At 48.1% G+C, this 14,021-nt stretch carries 17 protein-coding genes, 1 riboswitch and 1 other annotated feature; of the genes, 4 read left to right on the top strand and 13 right to left on the bottom strand.

Annotated features, from left to right (window positions below):
• Positions 1-156: 156 nt before the first annotated feature.
• On the top strand, positions 157-1,227 hold the full coding sequence (locus SB724_RS02180) for a BclA C-terminal domain-containing protein (RefSeq protein ID WP_410569928.1): 1,071 nt from the start codon (positions 157-159) through the stop codon (positions 1,225-1,227).
• A 20-nt stretch (positions 1,228-1,247) separates the two neighbouring features.
• Here the strand turns inward: SB724_RS02180 and SB724_RS02175 are convergent, their stop codons facing one another.
• From SB724_RS02175 to ohrB, 4 genes are all read right to left on the bottom strand, one after another.
• Positions 1,248-2,375 (bottom strand): glycosyltransferase, encoded by a 1,128-nt coding sequence (locus tag SB724_RS02175; protein ID WP_061581976.1) that lies wholly within the window; start codon positions 2,373-2,375, stop codon positions 1,248-1,250.
• Positions 2,376-2,379: 4 nt separating this feature from the next.
• Positions 2,380-2,841 (bottom strand): hypothetical protein, encoded by a 462-nt coding sequence (locus tag SB724_RS02170; protein WP_061582015.1) that lies wholly within the window; start codon positions 2,839-2,841, stop codon positions 2,380-2,382.
• A gap of 20 nt (positions 2,842-2,861) precedes the next feature.
• Complete coding sequence (locus SB724_RS02165) at positions 2,862-3,446, bottom strand: alpha-helical endospore appendage domain-containing protein (RefSeq protein ID WP_410569926.1); 585 nt, start codon at positions 3,444-3,446, stop codon at positions 2,862-2,864.
• Between the two features lie 140 nt (positions 3,447-3,586).
• Entirely contained in the window at positions 3,587-3,997 is a 411-nt protein-coding gene (ohrB, locus tag SB724_RS02160) for an organic hydroperoxide resistance protein OhrB (RefSeq protein ID WP_410569924.1), read from the bottom strand.
• A gap of 73 nt (positions 3,998-4,070) precedes the next feature.
• Between ohrB and SB724_RS02155 the strand changes: the two genes are divergently transcribed.
• Complete coding sequence (locus SB724_RS02155; RefSeq protein WP_061581973.1) at positions 4,071-4,580, top strand: MarR family winged helix-turn-helix transcriptional regulator; 510 nt, start codon at positions 4,071-4,073, stop codon at positions 4,578-4,580.
• A 27-nt stretch (positions 4,581-4,607) separates the two neighbouring features.
• Here SB724_RS02155 and SB724_RS02150 read toward each other — a convergent pair whose 3' ends face one another.
• From SB724_RS02150 to SB724_RS02115, 8 genes are all read right to left on the bottom strand, one after another.
• Complete coding sequence (locus SB724_RS02150) at positions 4,608-5,033, bottom strand: organic hydroperoxide resistance protein (RefSeq protein ID WP_007610880.1); 426 nt, start codon at positions 5,031-5,033, stop codon at positions 4,608-4,610.
• A 113-nt stretch (positions 5,034-5,146) separates the two neighbouring features.
• Positions 5,147-6,394 (bottom strand): glutamate-5-semialdehyde dehydrogenase, encoded by a 1,248-nt coding sequence (proA, locus tag SB724_RS02145; RefSeq protein WP_022553456.1) that lies wholly within the window; start codon positions 6,392-6,394, stop codon positions 5,147-5,149.
• Positions 6,391-7,503 (bottom strand): glutamate 5-kinase, encoded by a 1,113-nt coding sequence (proB, locus tag SB724_RS02140; RefSeq protein ID WP_007610876.1) that lies wholly within the window; start codon positions 7,501-7,503, stop codon positions 6,391-6,393. The genes proA and proB overlap by 4 nt, the downstream gene beginning before the upstream one ends.
• Positions 7,504-7,572: 69 nt before the next feature.
• Positions 7,573-7,786, bottom strand: a binding site (T-box leader).
• Between the two features lie 86 nt (positions 7,787-7,872).
• Positions 7,873-8,775 (bottom strand): formyltetrahydrofolate deformylase, encoded by a 903-nt coding sequence (purU, locus tag SB724_RS02135; protein ID WP_007407234.1) that lies wholly within the window; start codon positions 8,773-8,775, stop codon positions 7,873-7,875.
• A gap of 74 nt (positions 8,776-8,849) precedes the next feature.
• On the bottom strand, positions 8,850-9,164 hold the full coding sequence (locus tag SB724_RS02130) for a DMT family transporter (RefSeq protein WP_410569920.1): 315 nt from the start codon (positions 9,162-9,164) through the stop codon (positions 8,850-8,852).
• A complete protein-coding gene (locus tag SB724_RS02125; RefSeq protein ID WP_410569918.1) occupies positions 9,164-9,502 on the bottom strand; it encodes a DMT family transporter in 339 nt (112 codons plus the stop codon). The genes SB724_RS02130 and SB724_RS02125 overlap by 1 nt, the downstream gene beginning before the upstream one ends.
• Before the next feature lie 65 nt (positions 9,503-9,567).
• A riboswitch (guanidine-I (ykkC/yxkD leader) is annotated at positions 9,568-9,676 on the bottom strand.
• An 11-nt stretch (positions 9,677-9,687) separates the two neighbouring features.
• Positions 9,688-10,233, bottom strand: a complete 546-nt coding sequence (locus tag SB724_RS02120) for a GNAT family N-acetyltransferase (RefSeq protein WP_007610873.1) — start codon at positions 10,231-10,233, stop codon at positions 9,688-9,690.
• A gap of 99 nt (positions 10,234-10,332) precedes the next feature.
• Entirely contained in the window at positions 10,333-10,851 is a 519-nt protein-coding gene (locus tag SB724_RS02115) for an acyl-CoA thioesterase (RefSeq protein ID WP_021493808.1), read from the bottom strand.
• A 189-nt stretch (positions 10,852-11,040) separates the two neighbouring features.
• Between SB724_RS02115 and SB724_RS02110 the strand changes: the two genes are divergently transcribed.
• Positions 11,041-11,901, top strand: a complete 861-nt coding sequence (locus SB724_RS02110) for a dimethylarginine dimethylaminohydrolase family protein (protein ID WP_410569915.1) — start codon at positions 11,041-11,043, stop codon at positions 11,899-11,901.
• A 70-nt stretch (positions 11,902-11,971) separates the two neighbouring features.
• On the top strand, positions 11,972-13,021 hold the full coding sequence (locus SB724_RS02105; RefSeq protein WP_101669635.1) for a lactonase family protein: 1,050 nt from the start codon (positions 11,972-11,974) through the stop codon (positions 13,019-13,021).
• Between the two features lie 27 nt (positions 13,022-13,048).
• Here SB724_RS02105 and SB724_RS02100 read toward each other — a convergent pair whose 3' ends face one another.
• Positions 13,049-14,020 (bottom strand): ABC transporter ATP-binding protein, encoded by a 972-nt coding sequence (locus SB724_RS02100; RefSeq protein WP_410569913.1) that lies wholly within the window; start codon positions 14,018-14,020, stop codon positions 13,049-13,051.
• Position 14,021: the final 1 nt, after the last annotated feature.

Raw genomic sequence — 14,021 nt, 5'->3', positions numbered from 1 at the left:
CAAAAACAGCTGTATAGCCCGCTCAATTGGTTAATGAAGGGAATCAGAAACTTGGACAGAATCCGTGAATATAATGATACAGTACTGCTTACGCTCATTTCGGGGAACTTTGTTCGTAATAAAATGATTTTCAGCCAACTCATAAGGAGGGACATTGTGTCACAGCCTAATTTGCCCAATATCACCCCTGTCGTTACACTTTCCAGAGACGATACCATCAACCTTCTTCTTTCGTCAATTGCTATGGAAGAGCTGGGAATGGCACATATTTTGAATGCGGAAGGGAAAAAAATCCAATACGCGCTCGGAACGATTCCCGGATTAACAGGACCCCCGTCAAGTCTTGCTGATATTCTTAACCTGAATGAGAGCGTCCGGGATACGCTTGACAGCTTAATGAAACAGGAGCTTCTTCTCGGTTCAAAATTGGACAGTATCTCAAATATCCCTACACTGGCGGGGCCGACCGGGGCAATAGGACCGGCCGGAGCGACGGGGCCAACCGGACCGACCGGGCCGACGGGGGTCACCGGTGCAGGCCTTCAAGGAATTGTTGCTTTTAATCCGCTGAGCGCCCCCACTTACACAACCGGACAGGTTGTCTTGTATAACGGAAGCTCTTACGTCGCAAACGTAAACAGCCCTGTGGGAACCCCTGGAGCCTCAGCTGACTATACACTTTTAGCTGCGGCGGGAAGCACCGGCACTACTGGCGGTACCGGGCCGACTGGAATCACCGGCACTACTGGCGGTACCGGGCCGACTGGAATCACCGGCGCTACTGGCGGCACCGGACCGACCGGGATCACCGGAACAAGTCTGACAGCAACTTCCGGCTATGCGAGCAATACGGGCGGCGGTGTTGTCGCAGTCATTGCCGGCGGCACGACCATTCCCTTACCGAATGAACAAAACCTTTCGGCAGATATTACGGCTAACGCCGCAAATACCATATTTACCGTTGCTCCAGCAGGACGGTACTATATTTCCTACCATATTAATTTAACGGCCGGCCTGCTTGTAAGTTCGCGTATTTTAATCAACGGCACTCCTCCTGCAAGTTCGATTATCGCCCCGGTCGCGTCTTTGGCAAACTTTAATAACTCCTTTATTGTGACTTTGCCAGCAGGCAGCACCATCCAGCTTCAGCTGTTCGGATTATTGGGTGCGGCCACATTGCTTGGAGGAAGCGCCGGTGCAGCTTTAAACATTATTCGATTATCTTAATGGAACATGCAAAAAAAGGATCAGGCGTTTGTCCGCTGATCCTTTTTTAATTGAGACAGAAGCTCTTGTGCGGGTTTAAATTGAGGATTGAACTTCACCGATTTTTTGGCGTAAGCGATGGCCGTCATATCATGGTTTAATGCAGCATGGCATTTCGCCATATAATAAAAAGCTCTGAAATCGGCGGCACCTTTTAAAATGAAGTGATCAGCGTTTTCTCCTTCAACCTGCGTTCCGTTTTCAAATGCTTTGATTGCCGCTCTGTACTTTTCCAAATGATATAATACAAGGCCTTTATAATAATGAAGATTGCTGTAATCAGGGTATAGCTTGAGCACTTTTTCAATCCCTTGTTCGGCTTCTTCATACCGTTTGAGCTCAAGCAATATTGTATATTTCAAATAATACAGGAGAGACGGAGGCATTCGTTTTTCGCTTAAAAATTGAAAAATTGAGCCGTTGACAAGATGTAATGCTTTTTCATAGTCTTTTATTCTGTAGCATTCACTTGCCAAATGATAGACAAGCCACGGATCAGGATTTTCCTTTGAAAGCTCTTCATTTAAAATGCTGATATTCCGTTTATGTTTTTGCTTGATCTTTTCTTCCTGCTCCAAGTAGCCGTAGTGATGAATCACACATGGGAGCGTGAAAAAAGCATTGTTTTCTTCCTCATTGGGAGCCGAGATATTCTCGTGAATTCTGCCTTGATACAGAAGGCCTTTATGATTGCGGAACAGTCTCGGCTGCATGCTTTCAAATGCTTCGTTTTCATCGAGCTGCTTCCCCGTATAATTGATGATTTTCAAAAGACCCCGGCTCGGTAATCCGTCATGAAGCAGCGAAGTTAAAAAGCGGCCCGTCTCCTGATCGAGCTCTTCATCCGCGTCAAGCACTAAAATCCAATCTCCTTCGGCATGCTGCAGGGCGTAATTTCTGGCCCTTGCGAAATCATTCTCCCATTTGAAATCAAATACTCTTGCCTGAAAGCTTTTGCATATATCTTTTGTATTATCTTGTGATCCGGTGTCTGCGATGACAATCTCATCAACGATGTCTTGTACACTTGATAAACAACGGGAGATGTATCTCTCCTCGTTTTTCACAATCATGCAAAGAGTCAGTTTACATTCAGCATTTCCGCTCATTTTCTCACCTTTCCCGATTTTGGAGTTGTTGATTGAACCAAGGCCGTTCAGGAGTGCCGTTCATCGTTATGATGACAGGCCGCACCCATCTGACGGCAGGTTCGGCAGTTTCCGCATCCCATTCCTGAAGCTGCCTGACAGCCCGCTTCGTAATGGGATGCGCCCGGAATTCGCGCGGGCTTTCAAAAATGAATTTTTTCGTTCGTTCCGTAACTGTCTTCATTTCAAGAAAGTGCCGCTCATACATCTGCTTCTGCTCTTCTTCCAGGCTGATCATTAAAAACAGACGGCCGCCTGTTTCCATCTGCCAGCGGCACAATGCGGAGAACAGCCTGATTTCTTCTTTGTAATCTGAACCCCTTCTTTTATCCACGGTCACAGATAATATATGTAACAGCGCAATCGTGAGACAATGCATGGCTTCAAAAGATGCCTGTTTCGCTTTTGAAATGCTTGGATACGGCATATGCTTCACCCGTCTCTTTTTTATGAACGCTCCCCGCCTTTTTTCTTCCAACCGCAGTCCTCACAATCCCCGCACTCACAGCAGCCAATGCGGCCGTAAAACAGGCCGTCACACGGATCTTCCGGATCACTGGGATCGTCTGGATTCCACGGGTCATCAGGATCGCCCGGATCACTCGGATTACTTGGGTCGTCCGGATTCCACGAGTCATCAGAATCGCCCGGATCAATCGGATTACTTGGGTCGTCCGGATTCCACGGGTCATCAGGATCGCCCGGATTACTCGGATTGCTTGGGTCGTCCGGGTCCATACAGGCTTCAGAATCCTGTAAGAAGATAATGTCCTCAAGCTTCGTCTGCAAAAGGAGTTGTGATTTCATGACGGTGCGCAGGAGCCGTTCGGTGCTTCTATTGATTGATGACAATTCCTCCAAGGAGGGATTGCCGGAAGCGCCGAGAAACATTTGAATCCTTTCCGCTTCCGCCTGCAGAATATGGGATAGTCCGATTTCTTCCATAGCCACGGATGAAAGAAGGAGGTTCAGGGTCTCACATCTGGAGAGTGTAATGTCGGGGGTGATGTTCGGTATGTTTGGAAGAGACATCGATATCTCCCTCTTTTCTCTTGGTGTCATTATGCAAAAGTGCTATATCGTATTCTTATTCCGGGAGAGAAGAGATCATTACTGATGTTTTCGTTAATAAAATATCCCGGATATAAAATCCGGGATATTCGTTCGTTGATTTATTTTAATTCAAGTTTGACGTCTACATTTCCTCTTGTTGCTTTTGAATACGGACAGAACTCGTGAGCAGCCTGCACAAGCTTCTCCGCCGTTTCTTTGTCAAGATCTTTTGTATCAATGACGAGCGTTACGCCGATTTTGTAACCTCCGTCACTCTCATCTTTTAAAAGGCTGACCTGTCCTTCAATTTCAGAGGTCATGTCGATTTTTTGTTTTTGGGCGGCGAGCTCAAGCGCTCCCCCGAAGCAGGCAGCATATCCTGCCGCAAAGAGCTGTTCAGGGTTTGTGCCGGTTTCTCCGTCTTTTTTTGCATTCGGCATGACGATGTCAAAATCCAGCACCCCGTCTTCGGATTTAATATGTCCTGCCCGTCCGTCGACTGCGGTCGCTTTTGAAGTAAATAATGCCATTATTATCAGCCTCCTCATTGTACTTACTGTATATATTGCCCCTGCTCATATTTTTAAACATGAGGAATAGGAAATGGGCCGTTTTTCAGCTACAATAGGGGTAACGTTAACAAACAAAGAGTTGGTGAAAGAAGTAATGGCAGAAAAAGATTTTGAACATATGAAACTGGAGAATCAGCTTTGTTTTTTGCTGTACGCAAGCTCAAGGGAAATGACGAAACGGTACAAACCGCTGCTTGATAAGCTCAACGTAACTTATCCCCAGTATTTGGCGCTTCTTTTATTATGGGAGCACGAAGAACTGAATGTGAAACGGATGGGTGAGCTTTTGTACCTGGATTCCGGAACGCTGACACCGATGCTGAAACGGATGGAGCAGCACGGAATCATCATGAGAAAGCGATCGGCTGAAGACGAGCGATCCGTGACGATCAGGCTCACAGATGAAGGACGGGCCTTGCAGAAAACAGCGGCGGATATTCCCATTGCCATGCTGGAACAGACGGGACAGTCAAAAGAGGAATTAAAGCAGTTAAAGCAGGCGCTTTATGAGGTTTTGAATACGTTGCACGGCAAAAAATAAGGATGCCCCGAATGGGCATCCTTATTTTTATTCTGCTGCCAGAAGCTTCACTTCAATATTTCCCGCTGTCGCTTTTGAATACGGACAGACACCGTGCGCTTTTTGGATAAGGGCTTCAAGCTCCTGTTTATCAATGCCGGATGCTTTGACCTCAAGCGTAACGCCTAGTTTATATCCTTGGTCTGCTTCATCTTTCAGCAGACTGACATGCGCAGTGACCTCTGTTTCAATACTCAGACGCTCTTTTCTTGCTACGAGCTGAAGAGCGCTGTCAAAGCAGGCTGAATATCCTGCGGCAAACAGCTGTTCAGGGTTTGTAGCATGCTCGAGCTTTTTTGCTCTTGGCGTTCCCGGCATGGCAACATCAAGATTCAGCACTCCGTCAGAAGACGTGACTTTCCCTTCACGTCCGCCGGCGGCTGATACGGTTGCAGTAAATAATGGTTTTGTCATGTAAATTCACCTCTATTATATTGTGTACAATTTAATATTACACAATACAATAGAGGGCGTCAATCTTTCCGCATAAAAAAAGCCTACCCTTTTTGAAGGATAAGCTTAAAAGATTATACGCGGATTTGCCCGTTTCCTTTAATGATGATTTTTGTAGATGTTAACGCCGGAAGCCCCATCGGCCCTCTCGCGTGAAGCTTTTGCGTGCTGATGCCGATTTCCGCTCCGTATCCGAATTCAAAGCCGTCCGTAAACCGGGTTGAAGCATTATGATACACGGCGGCGGCGTCAACGGCGGTCTGGAAGTAAGCCGCATGCTCGGCGTTCTCCGTCAGAATAGCTTCTGAATGGTTTGTGCCGTACTGCTGAATGTGGCGGACCGCCTCCTGTACGTCCTGCACCGTTTTCACACTGAGAATCGGCGCCAGGTACTCCGCTCCCCAATCGGCTTCTTCTGCTTGTTTCGCTTGAGGATCCAATCTGCAAATCACCTGGTCTCCTCGGAGCTCCACCCCTTTTTCTGTCAGCTGATTCAGCAGCTTTCGCCCGTGTTCTTCCGCCCATTTTTCATGAATCAAAAGAGATTCAATCGCGTTGCAGACCGAAGGACGCTGTGTTTTCGCATTGATGACGACCTCGCTTGCCATTTGAGGATCTGCTGACTCATCTATGTACACGTGGCAATTGCCCGCTCCGGTTTCTAAAACGGGTACGGTTGATTCCCTGACCACAAGATCAATTAAATTTTTACCGCCGCGCGGGATCAATACATCCAGCCCGTCATTTAATGTAAAGAGCTGTTTGGCGGTTTCTTTGCTTGTATCTTCTATGAGCTGAACGGCATCAATCGGAAGCTTTGACAGCCCAAGTGCGCGTTTCATCACACTGACAAGCGCTATGTTGCTGTGGATGGCGGAAGAACTTCCTCTGAGCACAACCGCGTTTCCGGTTTTCAGGCAGAGTGTGGCCGCGTCTACGGTAACGTTCGGTCTGGCCTCATAGATCATGCCCACTACTCCGAGGGGCACGCGGATTTTTTCAATGGATAATCCATTCTCTTTTTGAATGGTCTCCAGCGACTCACCGACGGGGTCTTCAAGACCGATTAACAGTTCCACGGCGTCCGCGATATCGAGCAGGCGTTTTTCATCAAGAGTCAGCCTGTCAATAATGTCAGGTGTCAGTCCTCTGTTCCGTCCCGCTTCAATATCTTTCTGATTCTCTGTTAAAATCAGCCGGCGTTCATTTCTGAGTCCGTCTGCAATACATTGGAGCGCTTCGTTTTTTTCAGCCGTCGTTTTCATGACCATTTCGGCAGCCGCTTCTTTTGCCAAAGCCGCCTTTTGCAATACTTCACTCATTTGTGTTCCCCCTCGTCAAATAAATTCACCCAATCATCTCTGTGAATCACTTCCACCTGCTTCGTTCCTGAAAGCTGGTCGCTCCGCTTCCCTTTGGCTTCTAAAATTTCATCGGATGAGTACTGCGTCTGCCCTTTGCCGATAATGCCCCCGGGTCCTCTGACTTCCACTACGGCCCCTTTCGGAAAACTGCCGCAGACATCGGCGACGCCGGCCGGGAGGAGACTTGACCCGTTATGGATCATCGCCTGCTCCGCTCCCCCATCAATGATGATTTCCCCTGATATCGGAGAATGAAACATGATCCATTGCCGTGTATTATTCACTGAGGATAGGTCTTTATCGCCGATATATGTGCCGTCGCCTTTTCCGTCTAAAATTCCCATCAGTTTTTCCCGTCCGGAGCCGGTTCCGATAAATACCTTCACCCCGAGCGACAATGCGGTCTGGGCGGCGAGAAGTTTTGACTTCATGCCTCCGGTGCCGACCTTTGAGCCTGCTGATCCGGCATATCCGAGCAATTCAGGTGTGATGTCATTCAGATAGTCGAACCGCTTTGCGTCCGGGTTTTCATTCGGATTGGCATCGTACAGCCCGTTAATGTCTGTGAGAATCATTAATTGGTCTGCATGAATCAAACCGCTTACAAGCGCCGACAGCATGTCGTTATCACCGAACGTCAGCTCTTCAACTGATGTGGAATCATTCTCATTAATAATCGGCACGACGCCGCGCTCCAACAGTTCCATTACAGTAGCATAGGCATTTCTGTACCGCTCTCTTTTTGAGAAATCATTTCTTGTTAATAAAATTTGTGCCGGCGTCAGACCGTATCTTTTTAAATGGTCCATATATTGCTGCATTAAAAGCGTCTGGCCGACTGCGGCAGCTGCCTGCTTTCCTTTTATCGTAACGGGTCGCGACGGATAGCCGAGAGCGGAAAAACCCGCTGCCACCGCGCCTGAGGTAATGAGGATCACTTCATGCCCGTTTTCTTTTAATAAAGAAATGGCTTCCGTATGTTCCTTGATTTTTGCTTCATCAATACTTCCGTTACTGTTGGTGAGCGAGCTGCTCCCGATTTTCACAACAATTCTTTGTTTTTTCATCGTTTCTCCTCCGTGGCAATCAATCCAAACCGGCTCTCGTCAATAAAAAAAGCCCATTCCGTCCTGAAAAATAAGGACGAAATGGGCTTTCCGTGGTACCACCTTGTTTGAACGCGTTTTTCACGCGTCCCGCTTTCCTGTAACGCCAGGTTATCGCGCCTGAGTTTTCCCCTCAGGACTCCAAGGCAGGTTCGGCAGGTTTCATGCGGCAAAATGTTTCAGCGGGCCATTTTGCTCTCTGTCACAGAAAGTTCTGCGTACTGATCCTCTTCAACGCTCAATGATTTTTTTATATTATGCAAAGAAAACAGGTTCTTGTCAAGACATTTTCATCCATAAAAAACAGTCCGCCTCCCCGGCGGACCGTCATTAATTAAATACGATCGTTTTGTTTCCGTGAACGATCACGCGGTCTTCCAGATGCCATTTTACGGCTCTTGCCAACACGCTCCGCTCAATCGTTCTGCCGATATTCTTCAGATCCTCTGCGTGATCTCTGTGATCGACGCGTTCAATATCCTGTTCAATAATCGGCCCTTCGTCAAGATCGTCCGTCACATAGTGAGAGGTCGCGCCGATTAATTTCACTCCGCGCTCATAAGCCCGTTTATACGGATTAGCGCCGATAAAGGCCGGCAGAAATGAATGGTGGATGTTAATAATCCGATTCGGATGGGCAGATACAAAATCAGACGTCAAAATCTGCATGTAGCGGGCAAGAACGATCACATCAATCTTATACCGCTCCAGCAGCTCAAGCTGGCGCCGCTCCACTTCGGCGCGGATGTCTTTGTTAGCTTTCATGTAATGGAACGGAATATTCAGCGGTTCGACCACTTCTTTGGCCTCTTCGTGGTTGCTGATGACGACCGCAATTTCGGCCATCATATTGCCGCTTTGCCATTCCCAAATCAGTTCATGAAGGCAGTGCAGCTCCTTCGATACAAAGATCGCCACTCGCTTCAGCTCACTTGCCAGAGACAGGCTCCATGTCATGCCGAATGTCTGGGCGATTGAGGCGAAAGCCTGCTGTAAGTCCTCTTTTTTCTCACGAATGCCCTTGCAGTCGAATTCGATCCTAAGAAAAAACCGTCCGCCTTCAGGGTCAGTCGTATATTGATTTGATTCAATAATGTTTGCGCCATGTTCAAACAAAAACGCCGACACGGCCGATACAATTCCCGGCTGGTCGGGGCAGCTGACAAGCAGGCGCCCTTTTTCCTCATTCCCGCGGCGGTATTCTTTCAGCCGCTGTGTCATATATGAATTCATCTGTTTTAATCCCTCGTATCTTCATAATTCGTAACTTACTAATAGATTATACTGAAGATTTGATAAAAATCAATTTACGAAAGAATTTTCAGTCCTACGGCAGCACATAAAATAAGCGCAATGAAAAAGATGCGCTTCACATCCTTCTGCTCGCCGTAGAAAAGAATGCCGGCTAGTGCGCCGCCCGCTGTGCCGATACCGGTCCAGATCGCATAGGCCGTGCCCATCGCGATTGTCTCCATCGCATAAGAAAGCAGGGAAAAAGAAGCCGCAAATCCGGCGATAATGAAAAGAATCCATTTGACTTTCTTTTCTTTTTGAAATTGATTCATTAAAATGACCCCGAGCATTTCACAAAGACCCGCGGCTATCAGGCTGATCCAATGCATTACGCCTTCTCCTCCTTCGTCTCAGGCTTATCCTGTGTGACCAGCTTTAACCCGATGACACCGATCAGCAAAACGCCGATCAGCACGATTTTCACCGGATAGGCCTGTTCTTTGAAAAGCAGGATTTCACTGAGCACGGTGCCCGCTGTCCCGAGTCCGGTAAAGACCGCATATACCGTTCCTACGGGCAGGCTGTCTGTCGCCTTGATTAATAGATAAAAACTGATGATGATTCCCGTAATCGTGCCGCTCCACGCCAGTGCCGAATCAGCATGTTTCAGGCCGGTGACCCATACCACTTCAAATACGGCCGCTATGACCACTAAACCCCATTTCATGTTCTTCATCCTTTCTGTTTCCGGACAATACAAAAAGCCCGGATAGTCGTCTCTCATGAGATTGACTCTCCCGGGCTTTTTTCCCTCCGTGCGCATATGCGGGATATGTCCGCATATGTGTTTTCTCTCGGACCAGGCCATGTATGAACATGCGGAACCCTAGAAAACAGTCTGTTCGTATCATACTACATTTCGCCGAAACGTTCAACGTCAGATGTGATGTCAAAAACCGTCAGCTGCCTCTCCCATTTGGTAACGGTCTCACCGGGCACCATACCGATTTTTTCCGCGACGCGGACGGAGGCAGCGTTTTCCGGATCAATCAGCGCCGCTATGCGTCCGTATTGCTGCGTGTGAAAACCGTAGTCCAGACAGGCGTTCGCCGCCTCTGTCGCATAGCCGCAGCCCCAGCGGCGGCGGGCAAACATATAGCCGATTTCCATCAAAGTGTGTCCGTTTACCGTCTGCGGAACGATTCCGCATTGACCGAGAAATGCGCCCGTCTCTTTATCCTCTGCGATCCAAAGACTGACGCCGTATCCTGCGGCCAATCGTTTGTTCCAGGCAATCCATTCCTTCGTTTCCCGTCTGCTTTTAAGAGAAGGATAATATTTCATGACCTCTCTGTCGGTAAACAGCCTGTACAAATTTTCTTCATCGTCATCCCGCATAGTCCGCAGACGGATACGCCCGGTTGTCAGGATGGTGCCGGAAGACTTATGTTTCATCATGCACGCCACGTCTCCTTTCCCTGTAATAGATTACGGATCCGGCAGGAAAAGTCCTTTCTCAGCATAAAAAAACCGCTTTTTAAAAAAGCGGTTTGACGATTACCAAGGTTTATCTGTTCCGAGCGCCTCGGCCAGGGCCTTGCTGTGTTTTAAGCGGTTTTTTCGTTCTCCGGCGCGCTGAACGGCCGTATTGTGAAGCATGACTTCTTCCTCGGTTTCCGGCACGATCCGCGGAACGGGTACCGATTTCCCGTTTGAATCAAGCGCGACAAAGGTCAGAAACGACGTTGCCGCAAGCTCGCGTTCGCCCGTCATCAGATGTTCTTTAATGACTTTGACAAACACCTCCATAGACGATGTGCCGACCCATGTGACGTAAGATTCAAGGCATACGGAATCCTGTTGGCCGATGGGGCGCAAAAAATCTACAGAATCCATTGAGGCCGTGACTGTTTCACACCGGCAGTGGCGGGCCGCGGAAATTGAAGCGATATCATCAATGTAGCTCATCAGCTTTCCGCCAAACAGCGTATTGTGATTATTCGTATCAAGCGGAAAAACCCTGCTTGTTTTAACAACCCTTGTTTCTTTGCAAAATCTTGATTCTGGCAACTTCATATTATTTAAACTCCCCTTTGGTGTCTGGTCGTTTTGACTCATTCATCTGTACCCTATTAAACAATACTTTGATCGTTTTGTCTAAAATTTTAAATATTAAGTTGGTTAGATATTCTCTCAGAAATGTTTCATTATTCACCACATCCGGGAATAATAAACGCACATTGAATACCGATAGGAGGATATCACATGGACGTATCCATTCCCAAATCCACGCGGAAACCGGCTTGCCGCAGTGAATTTGATGCTTTGCAGACAGTCATCTTATGCCGGCCGGAACACATGGCCATCAAGGATATTATTAACGGAACGCAGAAACATTTCAAACAAGAAAATATTAACATACCCGTTGCCCTCAAACAGCATAGTGAGTTTATTGACATTTTAAGATCTCATCAGATTGAAGTCGTCCTGCTGCCTGCCGATCCCGCATTGCCTGAGCAGGTATTCACCCGGGATATCGGATTTGTATTAGGCGAGACGGCGTTTATTTCAAACATGGCGGCTTCAGTCCGGCAGGGAGAAGAAACAGTGTTTCAAAACCTGCTTGACAATAAGAAAATCCCTTATACGCGACTGAAAAAAGCGAACATTGAAGGCGGCGACATCTTGATCGCAGACGGCACCGTTTACGCCGGGCTGAGCAAGCGCACGGATAAAGCGGCTGTCCGGGAGCTGCGGGAGGCGCTGCCGGAGATGACGGTTGTGCCGATCCCTCTCAAGGAGGATTTCTTACATTTGGACTGTGTATTTAATATGATCTCGGAAACGGAAGCGCTATACTGCAAAAATGGCTTGCGGCAGAAAGAAATTGATCTTCTCGCCGAACGTTTTGAGATGATAGAAGTGCCTGAAGAAGAGCAATTCACGCTCGGCCCGAATATCCTGTCAATCGGCAATCAGACAATTATCAGCCTGCCGCAGCACCGTCATACGAACCGCGAGCTCAGAAAAAGAGGTTATACAGTCATTGAAACCGAGTTTTCCGAAATTATTAAATCAGGCGGTTCCTTCCGCTGCTGCACCTTGCCGCTTGTCAGAACATCTTAAACATTTACAAGGCAGTTTCCTTCAAGATACGTTAATATAGAGAAGACAAGACTCTAAAGGGGGAAACCGAATGGCTAAGTACATAGGATACGCGGGAACATATACAAAAGGCGGAAGCGAAGGCATTTATTGTTTCGAACTTGATACAGAAGCGAAAAGGCTCAGCCGGCCGAAGCTGGCAGCAAAGCTCGGCAACCCGACATACGTCACTCCGAATTCTGATAACAGCATGCTGTATTCCATTGAAAAGGCAGACGGAAAAGGCGGTGTCGCAGCCTATCAGATTCATCAGAACAGCGGGGAATTAACTTTTGTGAACCACCAGCTGATTGAAGGCCCGTCTCCATGCCACGTCAGCATTGATGATAAACATGAATATGTGTTAACCGCTAATTACCACAGCGGAAAAGTGCACGCCTTTCCCGTCAATGAGGACGGGAGTCTGCAGGAGCCGGCTGCCGAAGCCGCTCATACGGGAACAGGTCCTCATGAAAGACAAGAGAAACCGCATACCCATTTCGCAGGCTATACACCTGAGCATAACTACATTGCAGCCGTCGATTTAGGGACGGATACGCTGTATACTTACCAAATGAAAAACGGTTCGCTCACAGAGGTGAAAACTCACTCTTTCGCACCGGGTTCAGGGCCGCGCCACATCGTTTTCCATCCGGCGGAAAAATACGCCTATGTCATGACGGAAATCAGTAATGAAGTCATCGCGCTTGAATACAACCCGACCTTAGGTGAATTCAGAGAGCTGCAGGTCATTTCCGCTTTGCCTGAAGGCTTTACGGACAAATCGCAAGGCAGCGCGATCCGCATATCTAAAGACGGCAGATTTCTTTATGCCGCCAACCGCGGACATGACAGCATCGCCATCTATAAGATCAACCAATATTCCGGTGAATTGTCTCTTATTGAATGGGTGCCGACAGAAGGCAACTGGCCGCGTGATTTCGCGTTTGACCCTTCCGAGACATTCCTTGTCGCGTCAAACGAAGAAACGGGAAATCTGGTTTTGTTTGAACGTGATCCGGAAACAGGCAAATTGACTCTGCTTCAATCTGACATTCCGGTTCCGTATCCGGTCTGCGTGTCATTTCTGCATCAGGTTTAATCAAAAAAGAAAGCTGACTTTATATTGTCAGCTTTCTTTTTTGTATAAATGGCAGGCGACAAAACGCCCCGCCTTCACTTCTTCAAGCTCAGGCGTTATCTTACCGCAGAGCTCCATCGCTTCAGGACACCGCGTCCTGAATACACAGCCGCTCGGCGGGTTAAGGGGGCTCGGCAGCTCCCCTTTCAGAATAATCCGTTCACGCTTGTCCTCAAGAAGCGGATCAGGAATCGGGATTGAGGATAACAGCGCCTTCGTATAAGGGTGAAGCGGTTCCCGGTAAAGCGCAGCGCTTTCCGTAATTTCCATCATGCGGCCCAAATACATCACGCCGATCCGGTCGCTGATATGCTTGACCATTGATAAATCGTGGGCGATAAATAAAAATGTCAGCCCTTTCTCTTTCTGAAGCCTTTTTAAAAGGTTGACGACCTGAGCCTGTACCGACACATCCAGCGCGGAAATCGGCTCATCCGCCACGATAAATTCGAGATGCAGAGAGAGCGCTCTGGCAATCCCGATTCTCTGCCTCTGTCCGCCGCTGAATTCGTGGGGATACCGGCTGCCGAAATCCGGATGGAGCCCGACAGCTTCAAGCAGTTCATCCGCCATCATCAGACGGGCTTTTTTTGTATTGTAAAGATTGTGAATTTCCATCGGCTCCATAATAATTTCCCTTACGGTCAGGCGCGGATTTAACGAGGCGTAAGGGTCTTGGAAAATCATCTGCAGCTTGCGGAAGAAGACCGACTGCTGTTCTGCCGCGGCACGGTGTATATCCGTCCCTTCATATGATACCGAACCGGCCGTCGGGTCATACAGACGGAGAATAACCCTTCCGAGCGTCGATTTACCGCATCCCGATTCTCCGACAAGTCCGAATGTTTCCCCTCTTTTAATGTGAAAGCTGACACCGTCGACTGCTTTTACGGCTTTCTTTCTTCCTGCGTCAAAATGCATTTTCAGCCCGCTGACTTCAAGGAGCGGAGATGCCGTCATT

The organism is Bacillus sp. SIMBA_031, from assembly GCF_046535225.1.
Taxonomy (GTDB): Bacteria; Bacillota; Bacilli; order Bacillales; family Bacillaceae; genus Bacillus; species Bacillus velezensis.
Note: the sequence above shows the minus strand (reverse complement) of the source record. Positions and strands in the feature narration are given on the sequence as shown.

Coding starts and splice junctions, on each gene's coding strand:
- proA (WP_022553456.1), bottom strand. CDS start 6,394: ATGAGTGAAGTATTGCAAAAGGCGGCTTTGGCAAAAGAAGCGGCTGCC.
- SB724_RS02150 (WP_007610880.1), bottom strand. CDS start 5,033: ATGACAAAACCATTATTTACTGCAACCGTATCAGCCGCCGGCGGACGT.
- SB724_RS02120 (WP_007610873.1), bottom strand. CDS start 10,233: ATGATGAAACATAAGTCTTCCGGCACCATCCTGACAACCGGGCGTATC.
- SB724_RS02100 (WP_410569913.1), bottom strand. CDS start 14,020: ATGACGGCATCTCCGCTCCTTGAAGTCAGCGGGCTGAAAATGCATTTT.
- SB724_RS02175 (WP_061581976.1), bottom strand. CDS start 2,375: ATGAGCGGAAATGCTGAATGTAAACTGACTCTTTGCATGATTGTGAAA.
- SB724_RS02165 (WP_410569926.1), bottom strand. CDS start 3,446: ATGTCTCTTCCAAACATACCGAACATCACCCCCGACATTACACTCTCC.
- SB724_RS02155 (WP_061581973.1), top strand. CDS start 4,071: ATGGGCCGTTTTTCAGCTACAATAGGGGTAACGTTAACAAACAAAGAG.
- ohrB (WP_410569924.1), bottom strand. CDS start 3,997: ATGGCATTATTTACTTCAAAAGCGACCGCAGTCGACGGACGGGCAGGA.
- SB724_RS02110 (WP_410569915.1), top strand. CDS start 11,041: ATGGACGTATCCATTCCCAAATCCACGCGGAAACCGGCTTGCCGCAGT.
- SB724_RS02115 (WP_021493808.1), bottom strand. CDS start 10,851: ATGAAGTTGCCAGAATCAAGATTTTGCAAAGAAACAAGGGTTGTTAAA.
- SB724_RS02105 (WP_101669635.1), top strand. CDS start 11,972: ATGGCTAAGTACATAGGATACGCGGGAACATATACAAAAGGCGGAAGC.
- SB724_RS02125 (WP_410569918.1), bottom strand. CDS start 9,502: ATGAAATGGGGTTTAGTGGTCATAGCGGCCGTATTTGAAGTGGTATGG.
- SB724_RS02170 (WP_061582015.1), bottom strand. CDS start 2,841: ATGCCGTATCCAAGCATTTCAAAAGCGAAACAGGCATCTTTTGAAGCC.
- proB (WP_007610876.1), bottom strand. CDS start 7,503: ATGAAAAAACAAAGAATTGTTGTGAAAATCGGGAGCAGCTCGCTCACC.
- SB724_RS02130 (WP_410569920.1), bottom strand. CDS start 9,164: ATGCATTGGATCAGCCTGATAGCCGCGGGTCTTTGTGAAATGCTCGGG.
- purU (WP_007407234.1), bottom strand. CDS start 8,775: ATGAATTCATATATGACACAGCGGCTGAAAGAATACCGCCGCGGGAAT.